Origin of the sequence: Nocardiopsis synnemataformans, assembly GCF_965343085.1 — a bacterium.
GTDB lineage: Bacteria > Actinomycetota > Actinomycetes > Streptosporangiales > Streptosporangiaceae > Nocardiopsis > Nocardiopsis alborubida.
On sequence record NZ_CBDRFA010000054.1, the window covers coordinates 1 to 20,016 of the forward strand.

General features: G+C 70.7%; 17 protein-coding genes and 2 pseudogenes. 4 read left to right on the forward strand and 15 right to left on the reverse strand.

Annotated elements, in window-relative coordinates:
* The 7 genes from ACSIH6_RS26470 to metH form a co-directional block, all read right to left on the reverse strand.
* On the reverse strand, positions 1-454 hold a 454-nt coding region (locus tag ACSIH6_RS26470; protein ID WP_435111060.1), incomplete at its 3' end, for an ATP-binding cassette domain-containing protein.
* A gap of 45 nt (positions 455-499) precedes the next feature.
* Positions 500-1,513 (reverse strand): ABC transporter permease, encoded by a 1,014-nt coding sequence (locus ACSIH6_RS26475; RefSeq protein WP_435111061.1) that lies wholly within the window; start codon positions 1,511-1,513, stop codon positions 500-502.
* 88 nt (positions 1,514-1,601) lie between these two features.
* Positions 1,602-3,350 (reverse strand): ABC transporter substrate-binding protein, encoded by a 1,749-nt coding sequence (locus tag ACSIH6_RS26480; RefSeq protein ID WP_435111062.1) that lies wholly within the window; start codon positions 3,348-3,350, stop codon positions 1,602-1,604.
* A gap of 102 nt (positions 3,351-3,452) precedes the next feature.
* Positions 3,453-4,502: an ABC transporter permease gene (locus ACSIH6_RS26485; protein ID WP_435111063.1), complete on the reverse strand. Its 1,050-nt coding sequence runs from the start codon at positions 4,500-4,502 to the stop codon at positions 3,453-3,455.
* A 638-nt stretch (positions 4,503-5,140) separates the two neighbouring features.
* Positions 5,141-5,656: a cellulose synthase gene (locus ACSIH6_RS26490; protein ID WP_435111064.1), complete on the reverse strand. Its 516-nt coding sequence runs from the start codon at positions 5,654-5,656 to the stop codon at positions 5,141-5,143.
* 161 nt (positions 5,657-5,817) lie between these two features.
* Positions 5,818-6,531: an HAD family hydrolase gene (locus ACSIH6_RS26495; protein WP_435111065.1), complete on the reverse strand. Its 714-nt coding sequence runs from the start codon at positions 6,529-6,531 to the stop codon at positions 5,818-5,820.
* Between the two features lie 278 nt (positions 6,532-6,809).
* Entirely contained in the window at positions 6,810-10,280 is a 3,471-nt protein-coding gene (metH, locus tag ACSIH6_RS26500) for a methionine synthase (RefSeq protein WP_435111066.1), read from the reverse strand.
* A gap of 281 nt (positions 10,281-10,561) precedes the next feature.
* Here metH and ACSIH6_RS26505 point away from each other — a divergent pair, with 281 nt between their 5' ends.
* Positions 10,562-11,401 (forward strand): PAC2 family protein, encoded by an 840-nt coding sequence (locus ACSIH6_RS26505; protein ID WP_435111067.1) that lies wholly within the window; start codon positions 10,562-10,564, stop codon positions 11,399-11,401.
* Positions 11,402-11,564: 163 nt separating this feature from the next.
* On the opposite strand, the gene ACSIH6_RS26510 is transcribed toward ACSIH6_RS26505, so the two are convergent.
* From ACSIH6_RS26510 to ACSIH6_RS26530, 5 genes are all read right to left on the reverse strand, one after another.
* Complete coding sequence (locus tag ACSIH6_RS26510; RefSeq protein WP_017564881.1) at positions 11,565-11,975, reverse strand: ABATE domain-containing protein; 411 nt, start codon at positions 11,973-11,975, stop codon at positions 11,565-11,567.
* 157 nt (positions 11,976-12,132) lie between these two features.
* Positions 12,133-13,386: a hypothetical protein gene (locus ACSIH6_RS26515; RefSeq protein WP_435111068.1), complete on the reverse strand. Its 1,254-nt coding sequence runs from the start codon at positions 13,384-13,386 to the stop codon at positions 12,133-12,135.
* A 172-nt stretch (positions 13,387-13,558) separates the two neighbouring features.
* Positions 13,559-14,782, reverse strand: coding sequence for a cysteine--1-D-myo-inosityl 2-amino-2-deoxy-alpha-D-glucopyranoside ligase (gene mshC / locus ACSIH6_RS26520; protein ID WP_435111069.1), 1,224 nt, complete (start codon positions 14,780-14,782; stop codon positions 13,559-13,561).
* Between the two features lie 188 nt (positions 14,783-14,970).
* Positions 14,971-15,138: a DUF397 domain-containing protein gene (locus ACSIH6_RS26525; RefSeq protein ID WP_435111070.1), complete on the reverse strand. Its 168-nt coding sequence runs from the start codon at positions 15,136-15,138 to the stop codon at positions 14,971-14,973.
* Complete coding sequence (locus ACSIH6_RS26530; RefSeq protein ID WP_435111071.1) at positions 15,135-15,908, reverse strand: helix-turn-helix domain-containing protein; 774 nt, start codon at positions 15,906-15,908, stop codon at positions 15,135-15,137. Before ACSIH6_RS26530 ends, ACSIH6_RS26525 begins: the two co-directional genes overlap by 4 nt.
* A 99-nt stretch (positions 15,909-16,007) precedes the next feature.
* Between ACSIH6_RS26530 and ACSIH6_RS26535 the strand changes: the two genes are divergently transcribed.
* Positions 16,008-16,352 carry a hypothetical protein gene (locus tag ACSIH6_RS26535; RefSeq protein ID WP_435111072.1) on the forward strand — a complete coding sequence of 115 codons (345 nt, stop codon included), beginning with the start codon at positions 16,008-16,010 and terminating at the stop codon, positions 16,350-16,352.
* A gap of 167 nt (positions 16,353-16,519) precedes the next feature.
* Here the strand turns inward: ACSIH6_RS26535 and ACSIH6_RS26540 are convergent, their stop codons facing one another.
* Entirely contained in the window at positions 16,520-16,702 is a 183-nt protein-coding gene (locus tag ACSIH6_RS26540; protein WP_061082512.1) for a hypothetical protein, read from the reverse strand.
* A 275-nt stretch (positions 16,703-16,977) separates the two neighbouring features.
* Complete coding sequence (locus tag ACSIH6_RS26545) at positions 16,978-17,187, reverse strand: hypothetical protein (RefSeq protein ID WP_435111073.1); 210 nt, start codon at positions 17,185-17,187, stop codon at positions 16,978-16,980.
* Positions 17,188-17,681: 494 nt separating this feature from the next.
* On the opposite strand from ACSIH6_RS26545, the pseudogene ACSIH6_RS26550 reads away from it, so the two are divergent.
* Both ACSIH6_RS26550 and ACSIH6_RS26555 read left to right on the forward strand, forming a co-directional pair.
* Positions 17,682-18,545, forward strand: a pseudogene (locus ACSIH6_RS26550) (glycoside hydrolase family 16 protein); the annotation flags it as partial.
* Between the two features lie 75 nt (positions 18,546-18,620).
* Positions 18,621-18,947: pseudogene (locus ACSIH6_RS26555) on the forward strand (RICIN domain-containing protein); the annotation flags it as partial.
* Positions 18,948-19,033: 86 nt separating this feature from the next.
* Here the strand turns inward: ACSIH6_RS26555 and ACSIH6_RS26560 are convergent.
* Positions 19,034-19,846, reverse strand: a complete 813-nt coding sequence (locus tag ACSIH6_RS26560) for an NRDE family protein (RefSeq protein WP_435111074.1) — start codon at positions 19,844-19,846, stop codon at positions 19,034-19,036.
* Positions 19,847-20,016: the final 170 nt, after the last annotated feature.

Here is a 20,016-nt window from a genome sequence, read left to right on the forward strand (position 1 = left end):
TCCGCTTGGCGGGCTCAGGGATACCCACCCGCTCCAGCGACTCCACCGCTCGGGCGTGCGCCTCGGCCTTGGAGGCCTTGGGCCGGTGGATGCGGTAGGCCTCGATCAGCTGGTTGCCGATCGTGTACTGCGGGTGCAGCGACTGCATGGGGTCCTGGAAGACCATGGCGATGTCGTTGCCGCGCATGCGCCGCAGCTTCTTGTCCGAGGCGCTGACCACGTCCTGGCCAGCGACCTCGATGGCGCCGGTGATCTTCGCCTTGCTGCCCCGGTGCAGGCCCATGAGCGCCAGCGAGGTCACGCTCTTGCCCGAGCCCGACTCGCCCACGATGCCGAGGGCGCCTCCGGCGGGCACCTCGAAGGACAAACCGTTCACCGCCCGGACGTCACCGTCCATGGTCGGGAACGTCACCCGCAGGTCGTCCACGCGGACGACGGGCTCGGTCGAGGCCATGTCACTTTCCTTCGCTAGAACTGCTCTGTTCAACGCTGTCGGTCGTTAGCTGGCGATGCGCACACGCGGGTCGAGGACCGGGTAGAGCAGGTCGACGACCAGGTTGCAGACGACGATGAAGACAGCGCCCATCAGGGTCACACCGAGCACCACGGGCAGGTCCTTGCCGATGATCGCGTCGATGGCGTAGGCACCGATGCCGTTCAGGGAGAACACCTTCTCCGTGAGGATCGCGCCGCCCAGGACCAGGCCCACGTCCAGGCCGAAGATGGTCACGATCGGGGTCAGCGTGGGGCGCAGCGCGTGCTTGAAGATCACACGGCGCTCACTCAGCCCCTTGGCGCGGGCGGTGCGGATGTAGTCCTCGCCCAGGATCTCCAGCATGCCCGCGCGCGTCTGGCGCGCGTACTGCGCCGCGTGGAGGAAGGCCAGGGTCACCCAGGGCAGGAACATCACCTGGAACCAGCCGACCGGGTCCTCGGTGAGGGGGACGTAGCGCGAGACCGGGAAGAGGTTCCACGTGTGCACGAGGAAGGCCAAGGCGAGCAGACCGGTGAAGTAGATCGGCATGGACACGCCCACCAGGGCGGCGCTCATGGCCAGGCGGTCGAAGATGCTGCCCTTCTTGACCGCGGACAGGACACCGACGGCCACGCCGCCGATGATCCAGATGATGGCCGCGCCCAGGGCCAGCGAGGCGGTGACCGGCAGGCGGTCGAGCAACTGGGGCAGCACGGGGCTGTTGGTGGTGAAGGAGTAGCCCAGGCAGGGCGCCGCGCACTCGATCGTCTCCCGGCCGAAGGTGTACTCGGAACCGAGGACGAGGCCCTTGATGAAGTCCAGGAACTGCACGGCGATGGGCTGGTCCAGGCCCAGGCGCGCCACCGTGGCGTCGAGCGCCTCGGGGGTGGGGGCCTTGCCCACGTACATCGCGGCCATACCGCGCGGGGTCACTCCCGCCCAGCGGGGCAGGACGTAGAAGATCCAGAAGGTCACCGCCGTGACGACGGCGAGCAGCAGCAGTCCCGCACCGAGGCGGCGGAGAATATAGTTCAGCATCGCGGTCGGCGGCGGGGGTACCCACGGGGCCGGGGCACCCCCGCCGCCTTCACCTGCCTTCTCGTACTAGTTCAGGCCGGTCGGAGCACTAACCCCGGTCCACGCCCAGGGCCATGAAGTCGTACATCGCGTACGAGGACGTGTAGTAGGCGTTGGTCAGCTCGTCCGAGCGGTAGAACAGCGCGCGGTCGAAGACGACCGGCAGGATGGCCGCCTGCTCCATGACCAGGGTGTCGATCTGCTCGTAGAGGTTGGCGCGCTCCTCCGGGTCCTCGGTGGCCAGCGCCTCGTCCCACAGGGCGTTGACCTCAGGGTCGTCGAGCTCGGAGGTGTTGTAGTTGCCCGTGGCCTGGATGGCGTCGCCGTCGGTGATCTTGGAGGCGAAGCCGTAGCCGGTGGCCCAGTCCGGGATCCAGCCGGAGACGCTCAGACCGATGTTGTTCTCACGGACGTAGTCCTGCGAGCCCGCGTACTGGGCGAAGAAGTCCTCGGCCGGGAAGGTCTGGATGTCGGTCTCGATGCCCACGCGCTTGAGGGACTCCTGGAGGGACTCCGCGGTGGCGATGTCGTTGGGACGGCCGTCGCGGACCGCGATGGTGGTGCTGAAGCCCTCGGCCTCGCCGCACTCCTCCAGCTTGGCCTCGGCCGACTCCAGGTCGCCCTTGTTGTCCTCGGAGGGGTACAGGTCCGCCTCCGGGTTCGAGCCCGGGATGGTCGGCGGGAGCAGGTTGGTGGCGATGTCGCCGCCGGTCTCGCCGCCCCAGGCGCGGTGCAGGCTGTCACGGTCGGCCGCGTACATGATCGCCTGGCGGCAGGCCACGTCCTCGATGACCGGGGTGTGGATGTTGACGTAGCGCAGCGCGCCGGAGTACGGGTTGTCCAGGTTGCCCTGGGCGCCCTCGTCGGTGAGCAGGCTGCTCTTCATCGCCGGGCCGACGCCCACGCCGGACAGGTCGACGTCGAGGTCGCCGTTGACCAGGCGCTGGTCGATCTCGTCCTGGTCGATGCCGATCTGGACGGTGACCTCGTCCGGCAGGGCCGGGCGGATCGGGTCGGTCTCGGTGTCCCAGTGCTCGTTGCGGACCAGGTTGAGCTGCACGCCGGGCTCGTAGTCGCCGTCGAACTGGTACGGGCCCGAGGAGAGGACGTGCTCCTTGTACAGCGCGCCGCGGTCGGCCTCCATGGGCACCGGGGCGGTCTGCGGCTGGGTCAGCACGTAGGGGAACTCGGAGAACGGGGCCTTGAGGTGGAAGACCAGGGTGTGGTCGTCCGGGGTCTCGACCGCGGTGAAGGTCTCCAGCGGGTCGTCGACCTCGTAGACGTTGAAGGGCTCCTGGTCCAGGTGCGACTCGAAGTAGCGCGGACCGTTGGGCAGCTCACCGCCGTTGTAGTTCGAGCGCGCGATGGCGTACTTGATGTCCTGCGCCGTGATCTCGGAGCCGTCCTCGTACTTGAGGCCCTCCTGGATCTTGACGGTCCACTCGGTGAAGTCCTCGTTGGGCTCGGGCATGCCCGCGGCCATGTCCGTGGTCAGCTCCGTGGACTCCTGCGCCGGAGCCGGGGTGAAGGCCAGCAGCGTACGGGCGTAGTAGCGGGTGAAGTTCCAGCTGAACCCGTAGTAGGTGTCGCCCGGGTCGGTGGAGTCGAAGTCCGAGGAGATGGCGTAGCGCAGGGTGCCGCCGGTCTTGTCGGACGGGTTGACGACCTCGGTCGAACCCTGGTCGAAGCTGGCGCTGGACGCGGAGTCTCCGCCGGTGGAGCCACCGCCCCCGCACGCCGAAAGGAGGATGGAAGCCGCCGCGCCGAGCGCGACGAAGCCGAGGGTGCGTTTCCTCAAGGAACTGCCTCTCATGCGAACCTGATGGTGATGATGGGATCAACCTGTCGTCGGATCCCTGCCTTGCGGAGGCCGGGCGGGTCAGCCTCCACCGACCGTGGGTCAGTCGGAGGTCTTGGGGTCGAAGGCGTCGCGCAGCCCGTCGCCGAACAGGTTGAACGCCAGCACGGTGATGAAGATGGCCAGGCCCGGGAAGACGACGAAGTAGGGCGCCTTCTCGTACAGGGACACCGCGTCGGAGAGCATCTTGCCCCAGCTCGGCGTGGGCGGGTTGATACCGACGCCGAGGAAGCTCAGGGCCGCCTCGAACAGGATGTTCGTGGGGATGAGCAGGGTCGAGTAGACGATGATCGGCGTGACCAGGTTCGGCAGGATCTCCCGGAAGAGGATGTGCCGGTTGCTGGCGCCCAGGCTCCTGGCGGCCTCCACGAACTCCCGCTCGCGCAGCGAGAGCGTCTGTCCCCGGACGATGCGGGCGATGTAGGGCCAGTTGAAGAACCCGATGATGAAGACGATGACGCCGATGCGCAGGCCGTTGCCGCTCAGGCCGAGGACGCCCTCGGGGATGACGCCCACGAGCGCGATGGCGAAGAGCATCAGCGGGAAGGCCAGGAAGACGTCCATGGCCCGGCTGATGACGGTGTCGACCCAGCCGCCCTTGTACCCGGCGACGATGCCGAGGACGGTGCCGATGAACACGCACAGCAGCGTGGACAGGAAGGCCACGAGCAGGGAGATCTGGGCGCCGTAGACGATGCGGCTGAACAGGTCGCGGCCGGTGACCGGCTCCACGCCGAGCAGGTGGTCGGCGCTGATGCCGCCCCAGGGGTCGGTGTCGAAGGGGCTCGGGTTGGCCGGGTCGTTGGCCGGCAGCCCGGTGCCGGGCTCGATCAGGTCCTGGTGGAACTGGGTGGGCGGGTGCCCGAACCACTTGGCCAGGAGGGGCGCGAGGATCGCGGCGAGGATGAGCAGGACCACGACCACGCCGGAGACCATCGCGACCTTGTCCTTGCGCAGCCGCTGCCAGGCGATCTGGCGCAGGGACCGGTTGTCGGAGTCTCCGCGGACCCCGTGGGCCTGCGCAGCGACGTTCACGGCGTCGTTCTGCTCCGCCTGCTCCGCCGAATCGGGGGCATGCGAGGGCGCGCTCATCAGGCCACCACTCTCCACTCATACGCTTCTGGCCGAGGGGAACGGGACAGAACCCACGCGTGCGTCCGCAAGGAGGGGTGACCTGCGGTGCGCGCGGTGGGGCCGGCCGGTTCTCGACGCTGGCTGGCGTGGGCTTGCGTGTCGGCGGAGCGGGAGGATGACCCGCCCTCGCAGACCCGGTCCGCGGGAGTGTGCCACATCACCTGAGGAGTTGGACACACCGGGACCGTTGCGCCCGGGCTGTTACACAGCGACCAACTTACTCGCGATCTGAACGCACAGCGTCCAATATCCGATCATGTATCTAAATCGTGACAAACAATGCTAAAAGGCCTATATAACAACAAAAGGCCGCAGAGTTCGCATTCATCGGACGACCGGTCGCGAGCTGCGGCGACGTCCTCTATCGCCGCGCCCACGATACGCCCGGATGTGTACCTGTTCGACCCCGGAAGAGGCACGCTATGGCAAGTGCTATACGTCATAACGTCGTGGTGCGAACACGTAGCGCGACGGTCACGGGCACGCCAGGACGCGGCCACGGACACGTACGGTGACGGCCACGGCATGCGCGAAGACGACGGCCCCGCGCTCGCGGAGCCGTCGTCGGAAGGGTGTGCGGGCCGCGCCCGCGGCGGTCACTCGATACCGCGCTTGCGCAGCAGCTCCTCGATGTCATCCAGGTCGGAGAGGTCGTCCGCGGCCCCGGCCTTCTTGGGTGCCGGGCCCACCGTGCCCTTGGCCTGCGGAGCGGCGGGCGCCGCGCCGGGTTCGGCCGCGCTCCCCGCTCCACCGGCGGCCTTGGGCTCCTTGGGCTCCTTGGCCCTGCCGGGGCGGGTTCCCACGTCACGGGCGCGCATGACGCCCGAGACCACGTAGAGCACCACCGCCAGGCCCGTCAGGGCCACACCGGCCCACACCGCCGGGTTGAACAGCAGGCCGACCAGGATGCCGAAGATGCTCATGGCGAACTGCCAGACGGCGTTCATCAGCCCGATCAGACCGGCGGCCAGCGGCAGCAGCGACCACGCCACACCGCGCAGACCCGAGGCGGCGCCCTTGGCGCGCCACACGAAGAAGGAGATCACCAGCCCCACGAGGGTGAGGCCGCCTCCCAGGACCAGACCGGTCATCCACGTCAAGTTCTCAGGCATGGGGCCAGTCTCCCATCCGACGCCGCGACGCACATCCGGTCGATCCCCTAGGGCGGGCCCCGGAGCAGGGGATCCTGTCCACCCAGGCTACTCCCCGTGCCCGGGGCGGGCGGCCGGGGCACGGGGAGGGGCGTAAGGGCACGGGGACGGGCGGACCCGGCTCAGCGGTCGGCGACCAGGGACTCCAGCCAGTCCAGGTCCACGCCCACCAGGCTGTCGCGGAACACCACGCCCTCGCGCGGCGGGATGTGCACGTGGTTGGGCACCGCGACCGTGGCGCACCCGGCGTCGGCCGCCGAGGCCACGCCGACCACGGAGTCCTCGAAGGCGACGCAGCGCGCGGGGTCCACGCCGAGCCGCCGGGCGGCCCTCAGGTACGGGTCGGGGTGGGGCTTGTTCGCCTCGACCTCGTCCCCGGCCACCGAGTCGTCGAAGTTGTCCAGGCCGATCCCGCCGATCGCCGCCTGCACCAGCGTCCTCTCGGTGGAGGTCACCAGGACCACGGGGACCCCGGACTCCGACAGCAGGGTGACCAGCTCCTTGGCCCCCGGGCGCAGGTCGGCGCCTCCGGCGAGCCTGGCGCGGAACCTCGTGTACAGGCGGTCGGCCACCTGGCGCGGGGTGAGGTGGTGGGCGCCGGTCAGGTCGATGATGTAGCGGCCCACGGGCTCGGCGGCGTTGCCGACGTTGCGCCGGTGGTCCTCCTCGGTCCACACTCCGCCCAGTTCGGCGACCAGGTCGGCCTCGGCCTCACCCCACAGGTGCTCGCTCTCGATGAGGGTGCCGTCCATGTCCAGGAGTACGGCCTGGAGGCGTCGGGCCTGGGGCGTCGCGGTGTCGGAGACTTCGGGACTCAGTGTGCTCTGCTCGCTCATACGTTCGGTGGCGCCTTCCGGACCGGGCGGCACCACGCTCTCCCCTCGTGTGTCATGGGTTGCCCGCTCGCCCACGGGACACCCGGGTTGTGCGTCATCATCGTGCGGGACGCGGGGCGCCCGCGCCGTGAAGAGGACCTGTCGGCGTCCTTTCCACACTACGAACACTCGGGCGCCGGCGGGTGGAGAGCTGTCCCACACTCGCGCACGCGCGCGGCCCTGCCCCCACGTGTGGGAGGGACGGGGCCGCGCCGGACGAACAGCCTCGGACGAGCCGGTCAGACGTTGAAGTAGGTCGCCTCCGGGTGGTGGACCACGATCGCGTCGGTCGCCTGCTCGGGCACCAGCTGGAACTCCTCCGACAGGGTCACGCCCACCCGCTCGGGCTCCAGCAGGCGCATGATCTTGGCGCGGTCCTCCAGATCGGGGCAGGCCCCGTAGCCCAGGGAGAAGCGGGCCCCCCGGTAGCCGAGCTTGAAGAACGCGTCCAGTTCGGCCGGGTCCTCACCGGCGAAGCCCAGCTCCGCGCGCACCCGGGTGTGCCAGTACTCGGCCAGGGCCTCGGTCAGCTGCACCGACAGCCCGTGCAGCTCCAGGTAGTCGCGGTAGGCGTTCTTGGCGAACAGCTCGGCGGTGGCGCGGCTGATCGCCGAACCCACGGTCACCACCTGGAAGGACACCACGTCCAGCTCCCCCGACTCCTTGGGGCGGAAGAAGTCGGACAGGCACAGGTGGCGGTCCCGGCGCTGGCGCGGGAAGGTGAAGCGGGTGCGCTCGGCGCCCTCCTCGTCCAGCACCACCAGGTCGTCGCCCTCGCTGTAGCAGGGGTAGTGGCCGTGCACCACGGCCGCCTCCAGCAGGCCGTCGGTCTGGATGCGGTCCAGCCACATCCGCATCCGGGGACGGCCCTCGGTCTCCACCAGCTCCTCGTAGCTGGGGCCCTCGCCGCCGCGGGCGGCCTTGAGCCCCCACTGGCCCATGAAGGTGGCGCGCTCGTCGAGGAAGGCGGCGTAGTCGGCCAGCGGGACGCCCTTGCTGATCCGGTCGCCCCAGAAGGGCGGTTCGGGCACCCGGTTGGTGGTCGACACGTCGCTGCGGGCGGGCATCTCCTCGGGCTCGGTCACCCTGAGCTTGGCCCCGGACTTGACCCGGCGCTGGCGCAGGGCGGGCAGCTCGGCTCCCTCGTCGCCGCGCTTGACCGCCATGAACGCGTCCATCAGGCGCAGGCCCTCGAAGGCGTCCTTGGCGTAGCGCACGTGGCCGTCGAAGACCTCGGCCAGGTCCTGCTCCACGTAGGAGCGGGTGAGCGCGGCGCCGCCCAGCAGGACCGGGAAGCGCTCGGACAGGCCCCTGGAGTTCATCTCCTCCAGGTTCTCCTTCATGATCACCGTGGACTTGACCAGCAGGCCGGACATGCCGATCACGTCGGCGCGCTGCTCCTCGGCGGCCTCCAGGATCGCCGTCACCGGCTGCTTGATGCCGATGTTGACCACGTCGTAGCCGTTGTTGGACAGGATGATGTCCACGAGGTTCTTGCCGATGTCGTGGACGTCGCCCTTGACGGTGGCCAGGACGATGCGGCCCTTGCCGTCGTCGTCGCTCTTCTCCATGTGGGGTTCGAGGTAGGCGACGGCGCCCTTCATGACCTCGGCGGACTTGAGGACGAAGGGAAGCTGCATCTGGCCGGAGCCGAACAGCTCGCCGACGGTCTTCATGCCCGAGAGCAGGGTGTCGTTGACGATGGCCAGGGCGGGCCTGGACTCCAGCGCCTCGTCGAGGTCGGCCTCGATCCCGGCCATCTCGCCGTCGATGATGCGCCGCTCCAGGCGCTCCCACAGCGGCAGGGAGGCCAACTCCTCGGCGCGGGAGGCCTTCATGGACTTGGCGTCCACACCCTCGAACATCTCCATGAACCGCGAGAGGGGGTCGTAGTCGCCCTCGCGCCGGTCGTAGACCATGTCGAGGGCGACCTCGCGCTGCTCCTCGGGGATCTGGTTGATCGGCACGATCTTGGAGGCGTGCACGATCGCCGAGTCCAGACCCGCCTGGACCGCCTCGTGCAGGAACACCGAGTTCAGCACGATGCGGGCGGCCGGGTTGAGGCCGAAGGACAGGTTGGACAGGCCCAGGGTGGTCTGCACCTCCGGGTAGAGCCGCTTGAGCTCGCGGATGGCGTTGATCGTCTCCAGGCCGTCCCGGCGGGTCTCCTCCTGCCCGGTGGTGATGGGGAAGGTGAGGCAGTCGATGATGATGTCGCCGGTGCGCAGCCCCCACTCGCCGGTGATCTCCTCGATGAGGCGGGTGGCCACGCGCACCTTCCACTCGGCGGTGCGGGCCTGGCCCTCCTCGTCGATACACAGGGCCACGACGGCGGCACCGTGCTCCTTGACCAGCTCCATGATGCGGGTGAAGCGGGAGTCGGGGCCGTCACCGTCCTCGTAGTTGACGGAGTTGACCACGCTCCTGCCGCCGAGGGACTCCAGGCCCGCCTCCAGGACGGGCGGCTCGGTGGAGTCGAGCATGATCGGCAGGGTGGAGGAGGTGGCCAGGCGCGTGGCCAGCTCGCGCATGTCGCCGGCCCCGTCGCGGCCCACGTAGTCGATGTTGAGGTCGAGCAGGTGGGCCCCGTCGCGGATCTGGTCCCGGGCGATCTCCACGCAGTCGTCCCAGCGGCCCTCCAGCATGGCGTCGCGGAACTTCCTGGAGCCGTTGGCGTTGGTGCGCTCGCCCACGGCCAGGTAGCTGGCGTCCTGACGGAAGGGCACGCTCTGGTAGAGGGAGGAGGACGCCGACTCCACCAGGGGTTTGCGGTTCTTGACGCCGCGGCCCTGGACGCGCTCCACCACGTGGCGCAGGTGCTCGGGGGTGGTGCCGCAGCAGCCGCCGACCAGGCTCAGGCCGAACTCGGAGGTGAAGGTGTCGTGGGCGTCGGCCAGCTCGGCGGGCGTGAGGTTGTAGACCGCGCCGTTGGGACCCAGTTCCGGCAGGCCCGCGTTGGGCATGCAGGAGATGGGGATGGGCGAGTGGTGCGACAGGTAGCGCAGGTGCTCGCTCATCTCGGCGGGGCCGGTGGAGCAGTTGAGGCCGATGACGTCGATGCCCAGCGGTTCCAGGGAGGTCAGCGCGGCGCCGATCTCGGAGCCGAGCAGCATGGTGCCGTTGGTCTCGATGCTGACCTGGGCGATGATCGGGACGTCCCTGCCCGCGGCCCGGCGGGCGCGCTGGGCGGCCACCACGGCGGCCTTGACCTGGAGCAGGTCCTGGCAGGTCTCGATGAGGATGGCGTCGGATCCGCCGTCGACCAGGCCGCGCGCGCACTGCTCGTAGTAGTCGCGCAGCAGGGCGTAGGGCGCGTGGCCCAGGGTGGGCAGCCGGTTTCCCGGGCCCACGGATCCGAGGACGTAGCGGGGCTGGTCAGGGGTGGAGTAGGCGTCGGCGGCCTCGCGGGCCACCTGCGCTCCCGCCTGGGCGATCTCGTAGGTGCGGTCCTCGATGCCGTACTCGGCGAGCCCGCCGAGGTTGGCGGAGAAGGTGTTCGTCTCGATGGCGTCCGAACCCACGGCAAGAAAGGCGGCATGGGTGTCGCGGACGATGTCGGGACGGGTGAGGTTGAGGATGTCGTTGCATCCCTCGTGCCCCTCGAACTGGTCGAGGTCGAGATCGTGTGCGTGGAGCATGGTGCCCATCGCTCCGTCCGCCACGACCACACGGCGGGACAGCGTTTCGCGGAAAGTGGGGCTGGCTCTCATATCTGGCAACTCTATGTCGGAGCACCACGGTGGCCCAGTTGGTGTCCCCGTGACGCGTGGCACTGGGCGGACCCGCGGTGCGGGGGCGGGTCGGTCGTCCGGGGACGGCGGTGTCCTTGTCAGTCGCTGTCTGTGAGGTTATCCCATCGGCCGTTCCACCAGATGAGACAGCTGTCCCGCAGCGCGGGGGCCCGAGCCCTCCGGCGGAGCGCGCCGAACGGTTCCCCGAGCGGGTCGTCACCCCGTAGGGTGGACTCCGTCCGCGTGCAGGGAGGAGCCACATGACCAAGCTCGTCCGGGAGCTTGTCGATCCCGTGATGGTGGCGGCGTTCGAGGGATGGAACGACGCTGGTGAGGCGGCCAGCCTGGCCGTGGAGCACCTGTCGAGGGAGTGGGGCGCCTACGAACTGTGCGCGCTGGCACCGGACGACTACTACGACTTCCAGGTGACCCGGCCGCGCATGTCGGTCGTGGACGGCGTGGTCGGCGAGGTCGAGTGGCCCACGACCCGGGTCCGCGTGGCGACGCCGCCGGGTTCGAAGCGCGACGTGGTGCTGGTGACCGGGCCCGAGCCGAACATGCGGTGGCGCTCCTACGCCGCCGACCTGCTGGCCGTGGCGCGGGAGCTGGGCGTCACGCGGATGGTGATGCTGGGCTCGCTGCTGGCGGACGCCCCCCACACGCGGCCGATCCCGGTGACCGGGATGGCCTCGCCCGTGGAGCTGGGCGCGGCGCTGGGGCTGGAGGCGACCACCTACTCGGGCCCGACCGGGATCGTGGGCGTGGTGCACGAGGCGTTCAACGCCGTGGGGATCGAGACCGCGTCGCTGTGGGCGGCCATCCCCCACTACGTCGCCCAGCCGCCGTGCCCGAAGGCCTCCCTGGCGCTGCTGGCGTGGGTGGAGGACTTCCTGGGCGCGCGGGTGCCGCTGGGCGACCTGCCCGAGGACGCGGTGGCGTGGGAGTCCAACGTCAACGAGCTCACCGCCGAGGACGAGGACATCGCGGCGTACGTGCGCGGCCTGGAGGAGGCCAAGGACACGGCCGACCTGCCGGAGGCCTCCGGCGACGCGATCGCCCGGGACTTCGAGCGCTACCTGCGCCGCCACGACGAGGGCTGAGTCCCCGGCGGTGCCCCCGCCGGGTCACCGTGTGCGCCGCGGGCCCGCACCCGATGCCCCGGCCGGTGGAAAGCGGCGCGAAACGGGATCTCCCTCGTCCCGGGCACGCTCACGCGTTCCTCTCCGACCCGGGACCGGATTCCCGCGTGCACCGCGGACCCGTTCAGACCCGCATGTGGCGCCACTCCCCCGTGGACAGCACCACGGCCCAGGCCCCGGCGATGCGGGCCAGCCCGCGGCGGACCTCGTCCACCACCGCGGGGGTCAGCGGCACGGGGGCCTCGCGCGAGGCCTGGAGGCGCACGGTGACGCGGAGGCCGTCCAGGACCTTCTGTCCCCGGGCGATGGCCTCGTGGTCGGGTTCGGCCCGGCGCTCCAGGACCGCCCGAATGCCGTCGCGCAGGGCGATGGCCTCGTCGAGGTCGGCGAGGGTGATGGGGATGGCCCCCTCGGTGGCCAGGCGGTGCTCGCGCAGGAACCGTGCGAGGTCGGCCCGGTCGGTGAGCCTGCCACCAGTGGAGACGAAGTCCGCGATGAGTTCGGCGGCCGTGCTGTGCCGCGTGGGGGTCGTCATGAGGGCTATCCCACCACGGCCGGGTCCCGGATACCGGCGTTTTCGCGAGCCCGTGGCCACAGGTGGTCACCGTGCACGTGCATAACGAGACGGGTGGGGACGAAAGGGGCGCGGTGGTTTCCAGTCCGGTCGCCGTGGGGTTCCGCTCCCGCCCGGCTCAGGCCGCGAGCAGCGCGCGGAGCTCGTGGCGCTCCCGCGGCAGCCCCAGCCGGGCGAGCACGACCAGGAAGTTGGCGAACCGGCCGCCCCAGAAACCGTCGTGCTCGGCCAGGACCCGGAGGTAGTCGCGCTGGACGGCGGTGAGCTCCGCGGGATCGCGCGGCGCGGCGGGTCCCGCCGCGAGCGGCTCCGCGGTCCCGGCGGGTCCTGCCTCGGATCCCGCGTCGGCGCCCCGGAAGACCAGGTCCAGCAGCGGCCCGGCGTCGGCCGCGGCGGTGAGCGGCGAGGTCAGCGGGGCCAGCGCGCGCAGCACCGGGAGCAGGCGCGCGGCGTCCTCGGCGGTGGAGCGCTCGGTGAGTTCCCGGACCAGGGCGAAACGGACGTGGCCGATGAAGTGGGCGGGGCGCCTGGTGAACCAGGCGTCTGCGGCGTCCGGGTCGGCGAGCGCGGCGGCCAGCTCCGCGGTGGCCGCGGGGTTGGCGCGCTGCCCGGGCGCCAGCGCGGCGCAGGCGCGGATGGCGGGGTCCGCGTGGGTGAGGAACTCCGTGGTGTCGCCGCCGCAGGCACCCAGGGCCAGGACGATCACCGCGCCCTCGTCGCGGGTTTCGGCCATGTCGGCGGCCCCGGACAGGTCCGGCTCCAGCCCGCCGAGCCGGGCCAGGGCCGCGGCTGCCTCCACCGCGCACATGCGTGTGCCCGCGTCGGGGGCGGTGAGGTGGGGTTCGACCGCCGCGTACAGCGCGGGGGCGGCGGCGCGCATGTCCGGGCCCACCCGGAGCATGAGCGCGTCCACGGCGGGGGTCTCCCACACCCCGACCGCCTCGTCCTCGTCCTCGGAGGCCAGCGCGGCGTACACCCGGTCCAGCTCGGCCCCGGCTGGAGGTTCGGGCACGGGGCCCGCGGGGTTCTGGTGCAGCGCGCCCTCGGCCGCCCCGGCCAGGAAGTCCAGCAGGACGCGGCGCAGGGAGCCTGGGGCGGCGCCCGCCGCTTCGGGGCCCGGGTCGCGGGACGGGTCGTCGAGTTCGGGGCGGTCCAGGATCCCGGCGACGAACAGGGCGGCGGGGACGGTGGCCGGGTAGACCGTGCCCTGGTGCAGGAGCGCGCTGTGGAGGTGGTCCAGCGCGCGCCCGTGCTCGTGCGCGTCGCCGGTGAGCAGGAGGGCGAGGTGCCCGGGAGCGTCGGCGCCGGAGCCGTAGGCGTGGAAAGTACGGGCCCAGTCGGTGGTGTGGAGTACGTCCGGTCCTGTCTGCATGTCCCGGATTGTGGCAGCGCCCACCGACGCTTTCGCGGCGTGCCAGGGCCTCGGGCGACCCCGGAACGCGCCCGGGTAACGCACTGACCTGGTGTTCCCCGCACAGGCGGAAGGGGCCTCCCCGGAGGAGGGCCCCTCGTGTCCGGCCGCGGTGCGCGGGCTCCGCTCTCGGTTACAGGCGCACGCCCAGCAGGGTGTCGACGGTGGCGCGCACCAGGGCGGGCGCGCCGGTGTCGGTGCCGCCCTCTCCGAGGGCGGTGTCGGCCCAGGCGTCCACCGCGGCCAGGGCGGCCGGGGAGTCCAGGTCCTCGGCCAGGGCCGCGCGCACGGCGGCGAGCACCGGGGCGGCGTCGGGCGCCGCGCCCAGGGCCAGGGCGGCGCGCCAGCGGTCGGCGCGGGCGGTGGCGGCGGGGAGTTCGGCGTCGGTCCACTCCCAGGGGGTGCGGTAGTGGTGGCCGAGCATGGCCAGGCGGATGACGGCCGGGTCGACGCCCTGCTGGCGCAGCTTGGAGACGAACACCAGGTTGCCCAGGGACTTGGACATCTTCTCGCCGTTGAGGCCGACCATGCCCACGTGCAGGTGGTTGTGGGCGTTGGGTCCGCCCGTGGCACATCGGGTCTCGGCCGCGCCCATCTCGTGGTGGGGGAAGATCAGGTCGCTGCCGCCGCCGTTGAGGTCGAAGGCCGGGCCGAGCCGGTCCAGGGCGATGGCGCTGCACTCGATGTGCCAGCCGGGGCGCCCGCGGCCCAGGGGGCTGTCCCAGGCGGGTTCACCGGGGCGCTCGGCGCGCCACAGCAGCCAGTCGAGCGGGTCCTTCTTGCCGCTGCGCTTCGGGTCGCCGCCGCGTTCGCCGAACAGTTCCAGCATCTGCTCGCGGTCCAGGTGGCTGATCTCGCCGAACCCGGACGCCTCGGCGGCGGAGAAGTACAGGTCCCCGTCCAGCTCGTAGGCGGCGCCGGTGTCGCGGATGCGGGCGGCGAGGTCGCTGATGAGGTCGACGGACTCCACCACGCCGACGTAGGAGGTCGGTGGGATGATCCGCAGGGCGGCCATGTCCTCGCGGAAGACGTCGATCTCGCGGTGGGCGAGGTCGCGCCAGTCGACACCGGTGGCCTCCGCGCGCTCCAGCAGCGGGTCGTCGATGTCGGTGGTGTTCTGCACGTAGTTGACGTCGTGCCCGGCGTCACGCCAGACCCGGTTGACCAGGTCGAAGGCCAGGTAGGTGAAGGCGTGGCCCAGGTGGGCGGCGTCGTAGGGCGTGATGCCGCAGGCGTACATCCCCGCCCGGGAACCCGGCGTCGTCGTCCTTATCCGGCCGGTGGCGGTGTCGTGGACACGGAGGGGGCCGCCGGTACCCGGCAGGGGGACGATGTCAGGCGCAGACCATGAACGCATACCGCGCAGCCTATCCGGACGGGCGTGCGGGAGGCGTGCACGGGAGGGTGGGCACAGCGCGTGATGATCGCCCCAGAAAGGGCGGGAATAAGCCGGACAGGGACGGGACCCCCACCCGTTCACCGGGGTGGGGGCCCGCGCTGGTTCTGGGTCGTGTCAGGGCGTCCAGCCTGCGCTCCGCGCAGGTCCTAGCGCGTCTCGGTGCGCAGCAGCGCGTTCCACTCCGACGCGGGGAACGTCAGGTGCCCGGCTTCACGGTTGACGGTGTCGCGAACGTCCGCGCCCTGGGGAGTCTCCCGAACCTCGACACACTGACCACCCGTGTTGCTGTAGCTGGACTTGCGCCAGTCACTCACAGTAGTTCCTCCAGTACCTTTCGCGACTGCTGGGTGGGGAGTGCCAACGCGAACGCGCGCTTGACCAGTTCCGACAGTCGATCGAAGTCGTCCGTTTCGCCGTAGACGACATTACCGGTCAGGTGGTCCGCACTCGCGGCCTTCCCGCCCTCCCTGAGACGCACCATGAGCATGGGGGACGTGATCCCGATCAATGCCGAACCTTCGGGTACCAGGTGAACCGACACCCGGCCCGCGTCGATCAGCGACAGCAGGTGTTGGGTCTGCTCGGCGCGGACCGCATCCGGAACGCATTCCAACGCGGACACTGGAAACACAGCTGACACCCCGGGGTCGTTGCGCACACGAAGCAGTTCGTGACGAGAGCACCGCAACGCGACCAACCGTTGAATATCCGTCGCGGACGACAACGGTTGGCCCTCACGGAAAACGATCTCCGCGTATCCAGGCGATTGCAGCAATCCGGGGACCAGCACTGGAGAGACGTACTCGATCAGGGAAGCTGCTTCTTCGAGCATGCCCGCGTCCTGCATCCACGGGAGCAACGCGGAAGGAGCGGTGAAACCTTCCCACTTGCGGACCAACGCGCCGCGCATGCCCAACGCTTTGTCGAGCTTCACGACGTCGTCACGTGCTGGGACATAATGGTCATTTTCCCAGCGAGAAAGGGTTGACGAAGAGAACTTCGCGTGGGTCGCGAGCTTGCGCAGTGTATAACCTGCACGTTTGCGTTCGCCTGAGAGGTATGACCCGAAACTGTGATCCGCCATGTCCCACACGCTACGCAAGTTGTCCCACTCGCAACCAGCCCCGGGGAGGATACAAAGCACTTTCTGTGGGACACGAGGTTTCGGTCGGACGCTGGAATCATGAACGACACCGAACAGCGTCGAACGAACGCGAACACACAACGAGACCCCTTCACCGAAGCCCGCGACGCCTTCCTCTCACAGCGAGGGCTCGCCTTCACCCTGGAATGGAGGCGCTTCCCCTGGACGTGGGGCGCGGACGTCGACCGCGCCCTCATCGGTCCCGCCTACCTGGGAAACGTCTCCATCGGACTCAAGGACGGCTGGACCTGGGGATGGCAGGGCCAGCACGGAACCTGGAAGTACGTCCAGCGGGACAGGATTGACCTGTTGGTGGCCCAGGTGATCGAGACCCGCGCGGGATACGTCCCACCCCTGCCGCGCAGGCGGGACCGGAACGGCTAGCGGGTGGCGGGACACGGGGGACCACCGGACCAGGGGGTGGTGGTCTCTCGTGCTGTGTCCGGACGCGCGGGAGGGTGGGCACCGCGCGTGGTGATCGCCCCGGAAAGGGCGGGAGCGAGCCGGGCAGGAACCCACGACGAGGGGCCCGAACGGGCCGGGCCCGGGGCTCACGCGGCGAGGTCGTGGTGCCTTCTGCTGATGAGGAGGGCGCCGAACACGGCCACGGCGGCGCACAGAGCGGCCATGCCCTCGTTGCCCAGGCGCCAGTGCAGCAGCGCGCCGCTGACCGAGACGACGTAGAGGAGCCAGTACGCTCCGCTCTCCACCAGGTTGCCGTTACGGCCCTCCATCGTGCCCCCTGCCGTGAACGCGTGCCTCCACGCGAGCCTGACGGCGCGCGCCGTCTCTCTCTGAGACGCCGCGGTCACTCTCGGGGTTGACACGCCGTCGCGACCTGGGGTGTGACGGTGGTTATGCGCACTGGTGACGCACGCCCGCCCTGGTCAGGGCCGGTGCGCCCTGGTCAGGGCCGGTGACGTACATCCATCCCGGTCAGTGCCGAACAGGCCGGGGCCGTTCCTCGGCCGACCGCTCCGACCGCTCTGACCACTCCGGCCACTCCGGATCAGGGCCGGGCCGCGTCCGCGAGTTCCAGCAGGTCCAGCGCCTCGGCCGCGCGCACCAGGTCGGGGTCCCCGGCGGGGCCGAACTCGACGATGTCGGCCTGGATCGCACGAAGCCGCCACCGGGCGCGGGACACGTCGCGGCGACCTCCGTGCGGGCTGGGGACGTGGTGGGACGGGGCGGCCTGGTCACGGACGGGCATAGCACTCATGGACGGTCCTTCGGGGTGGGTCGACGGTTGTGGGGTACCCCGGGTCACGGTGTGACGCTGCCTCCGCGCCCCGGGTTCACCGTGGACACGGTCCCGTATCCCGCCTCCAGCGCGGTTCCGGAATCCTTTCGCTCCACCCCAGGTCAACGGGGAACGGGGAGGAAGCGCCCCCACAGTGTTCCCGTCCTCTACCCGTTGTTCCGTCCGGAATGCACAGAGTTGACACAGCGAGACAGCACATGTCCACATTCGGAGGGTGCACACCCGACCGAACGGTTTCCGCCGCACGCACCTCTCGACCCTCGCCCCTTACCCCCGTTCCACCCCTTGTGCCGGAGAAAGACTAAACGTACAGTAACTTACCAATTCGATTCGTTGCGTAACACGGCGACTGCACGCAGTCGCCCACCTGGTCCGACGCACGCGCGTCGTGCATCGGACCGACTCCGCCCGTCACCGCCCCGCCGCGGCGGGGCTTCCCCCCGGAGTAGCCCATGCGCACCGCGTACCGGCCCCGCAGGACCCTCGTCTCCGCAGCCCTGTCCTTCCTCACCGCCGCCGCGCTCCTCATCCCGGCCGGGGCCGTGTCGGCCGCCCCCGTTCCCGAGGACGCGGCGGCCCCGGCGTCCGCCGAAGCCGCCCAGGCGGCTCTGGTGTGGTCCGACGAGTTCGACGGCGCCGCCGGAAGCGCCCCCGACCCCGCCAACTGGAACCACGAGACCGGCGACCACGGCTGGGGCAACAACGAACTCCAGAACTACACCAACAGCCGCGCCAACTCCGCCCTCGACGGCCAAGGCAACCTCGTCATCACCGCACGCCAAGAAACCCACGGCGGCTACACCTCCGCACGCATGACCACCCAGAACAAAGTCGAACACGCCTACGGCCGCATCGAGGCACGCATCAAGATCCCCCGCGGACAAGGCATCTGGCCCGCCTTCTGGATGCTCGGCGCCGACTTCCCCAACACCCCCTGGCCCGACTCCGGCGAGATCGACATCATGGAGAACATCGGCCGCGAACCCCACCTGGTCCACGGCACCCTCCACGGCCCCGGCTACTCCGGAGGCAACCCCCTGACCGGCTCCTACATGCACCCCCAGGGCTGGTCCTTCGCCGACGACTTCCACACCTTCGCCATCGACTGGAGCCCCGGCTCCATCACCTGGTCCGTGGACGGCAACGCCTACCAGACCTACACCCCGGCCGACACGCGCGGAAACCCCTGGGTCTACGACCAGCCCTTCTTCATGATCCTCAACATCGCCGTGGGCGGGAACTGGCCCGGCTACCCCGACGGCACCACCCAGTTCCCCCAGCAGATGGTCGTCGACTACGTCCGGGTCTACTCGGACGGCGGCGGCTCCGGCGGTACCGGCACGATCACCGCCTCCAACGGCATCTGCCTCGACGTGGCCGGGGCCGCGACGGGTGACGGGACCCCGATCCAGCTGGCGCACTGCAACGGCAACCAGGCCCAGCAGTGGACCGAGGGCGCCAACGACACTCTGCGGGCGTTCAACAAGTGCCTGGACGTGGCGGGCGGCGCCACCGCCGCGGGCACCGCGGTGCAGCTGTGGACCTGCAACGGGACCGGCGCGCAGCGGTGGACCCACGACAGCGGGACACAGGCCCTGCGCAACCCGCAGTCGGGCCGCTGCCTGCAACCCCAGGGCCGGGCGCAGAGCGACGGCACCCGCATGGTGATCGCCAACTGCGACGGCAGCGCCGTCCAGCGCTGGAGCCTGAACGGCTGACCCCTCCCCCAGCGCCGCCCGCCGACCCCCTCCGGCGGGCGGCGCTCTGCCTCGCCGTCCCTCAGGCAAACAGCGGCATCCGTCCCTCAGGACCGGGGTGCCGACGTGTCGACCATCCGCCACGCCCCGGGGTCGGCCGGGGCGTCGGTGAAGGCGTAGCGCACGGTCTCGCGGTCCATGGCCAGCAGGGTCACCGACCCGGTCTCCCACGTCCTGCCCCCGCCCAGGTCGGCGCGGGCGACCAGGCCCGTCGGGTCGCCTGACTCGTCGGGGCCAGCCGAGCGGGGCGCGGAGTTGGCGGCCTCGTTGACCAGGCGCGGCCACTCCCCCCACACCTCCTCCACCCCGCAGGCGCGGGCCAGGTCGGCCGGATCGGGCCGGGTGCGCGCGAACTCGGGCGTGTGGCGGGCGGCGCGTGGGTCGTCCGGATTCAGCCCGGTGTTGACCACCATGCTCACGCCGACCGGCAGCGGACGGGTGTCCAGGCACCGGCCGTCCCAGCTGTGCAGTCCGACCCGATGGGCGTCGGCGTCCAGCAGGTGGAAGGGCGCGTAGAGGGTGGGGTCGTCTCCGTGCAGCGGGTCGCGGCCCGGGTTCCTGCCCGCGTGCGCGAGGGCGCGCAGCGGCAGTTCGCCCCGGCTGGCCGGGTAGGTGCCCTCCCAGGGCATGCGCCCGTCCCAGGGCCAGCCGTTGAGCAGGGCCGCCGTGCGCGGGCCCGTCGGGTCCACCGCCAGCCAGGTGCCCCCTGCGAGGCGGTCACGGCCGCCGACGAGGTCGGGCCGGTCGGGCCAGTGGCGGGCGGGCCTGTCCCAGGGACGGGAGGACATCTCGTCCCTGAGCGCGGCGATGACCAGGGGCGTGTCCGCGCCAGGGTCGAAACCGACGATGACGGTGCACATGACGACCTTGTGACCTTTGCTGTGGGTCCCCGGCGTGGTGCGGTTCGCGCGGGACGGGGATGCGGACAGGAGGTAGACGCAACCGTACCCGGGGGGGACCTTCGGTGGTGCTCCGCGGACCCGGGGTGGTGCGGACACCACCGGCGTCCGGGGGATGGTGTGCCTGTTCC

Coding starts and splice junctions, on each gene's coding strand:
- ACSIH6_RS26560 (WP_435111074.1), bottom strand. CDS start 19,846: ATGTGCACCGTCATCGTCGGTTTCGACCCTGGCGCGGACACGCCCCTG.
- ACSIH6_RS26540 (WP_061082512.1), bottom strand. CDS start 16,702: ATGGAGGGCCGTAACGGCAACCTGGTGGAGAGCGGAGCGTACTGGCTC.
- ACSIH6_RS26505 (WP_435111067.1), top strand. CDS start 10,562: ATGACCAAGCTCGTCCGGGAGCTTGTCGATCCCGTGATGGTGGCGGCG.
- ACSIH6_RS26490 (WP_435111064.1), bottom strand. CDS start 5,656: ATGCCTGAGAACTTGACGTGGATGACCGGTCTGGTCCTGGGAGGCGGC.
- ACSIH6_RS26530 (WP_435111071.1), bottom strand. CDS start 15,908: ATGGCGGATCACAGTTTCGGGTCATACCTCTCAGGCGAACGCAAACGT.
- ACSIH6_RS26510 (WP_017564881.1), bottom strand. CDS start 11,975: ATGACGACCCCCACGCGGCACAGCACGGCCGCCGAACTCATCGCGGAC.
- ACSIH6_RS26535 (WP_435111072.1), top strand. CDS start 16,008: ATGAACGACACCGAACAGCGTCGAACGAACGCGAACACACAACGAGAC.
- metH (WP_435111066.1), bottom strand. CDS start 10,280: ATGAGAGCCAGCCCCACTTTCCGCGAAACGCTGTCCCGCCGTGTGGTC.
- ACSIH6_RS26495 (WP_435111065.1), bottom strand. CDS start 6,531: ATGAGCGAGCAGAGCACACTGAGTCCCGAAGTCTCCGACACCGCGACG.
- ACSIH6_RS26485 (WP_435111063.1), bottom strand. CDS start 4,502: ATGAGCGCGCCCTCGCATGCCCCCGATTCGGCGGAGCAGGCGGAGCAG.
- ACSIH6_RS26475 (WP_435111061.1), bottom strand. CDS start 1,513: ATGCTGAACTATATTCTCCGCCGCCTCGGTGCGGGACTGCTGCTGCTC.
- ACSIH6_RS26515 (WP_435111068.1), bottom strand. CDS start 13,386: ATGCAGACAGGACCGGACGTACTCCACACCACCGACTGGGCCCGTACT.
- ACSIH6_RS26545 (WP_435111073.1), bottom strand. CDS start 17,187: ATGAGTGCTATGCCCGTCCGTGACCAGGCCGCCCCGTCCCACCACGTC.
- mshC (WP_435111069.1), bottom strand. CDS start 14,782: ATGCGTTCATGGTCTGCGCCTGACATCGTCCCCCTGCCGGGTACCGGC.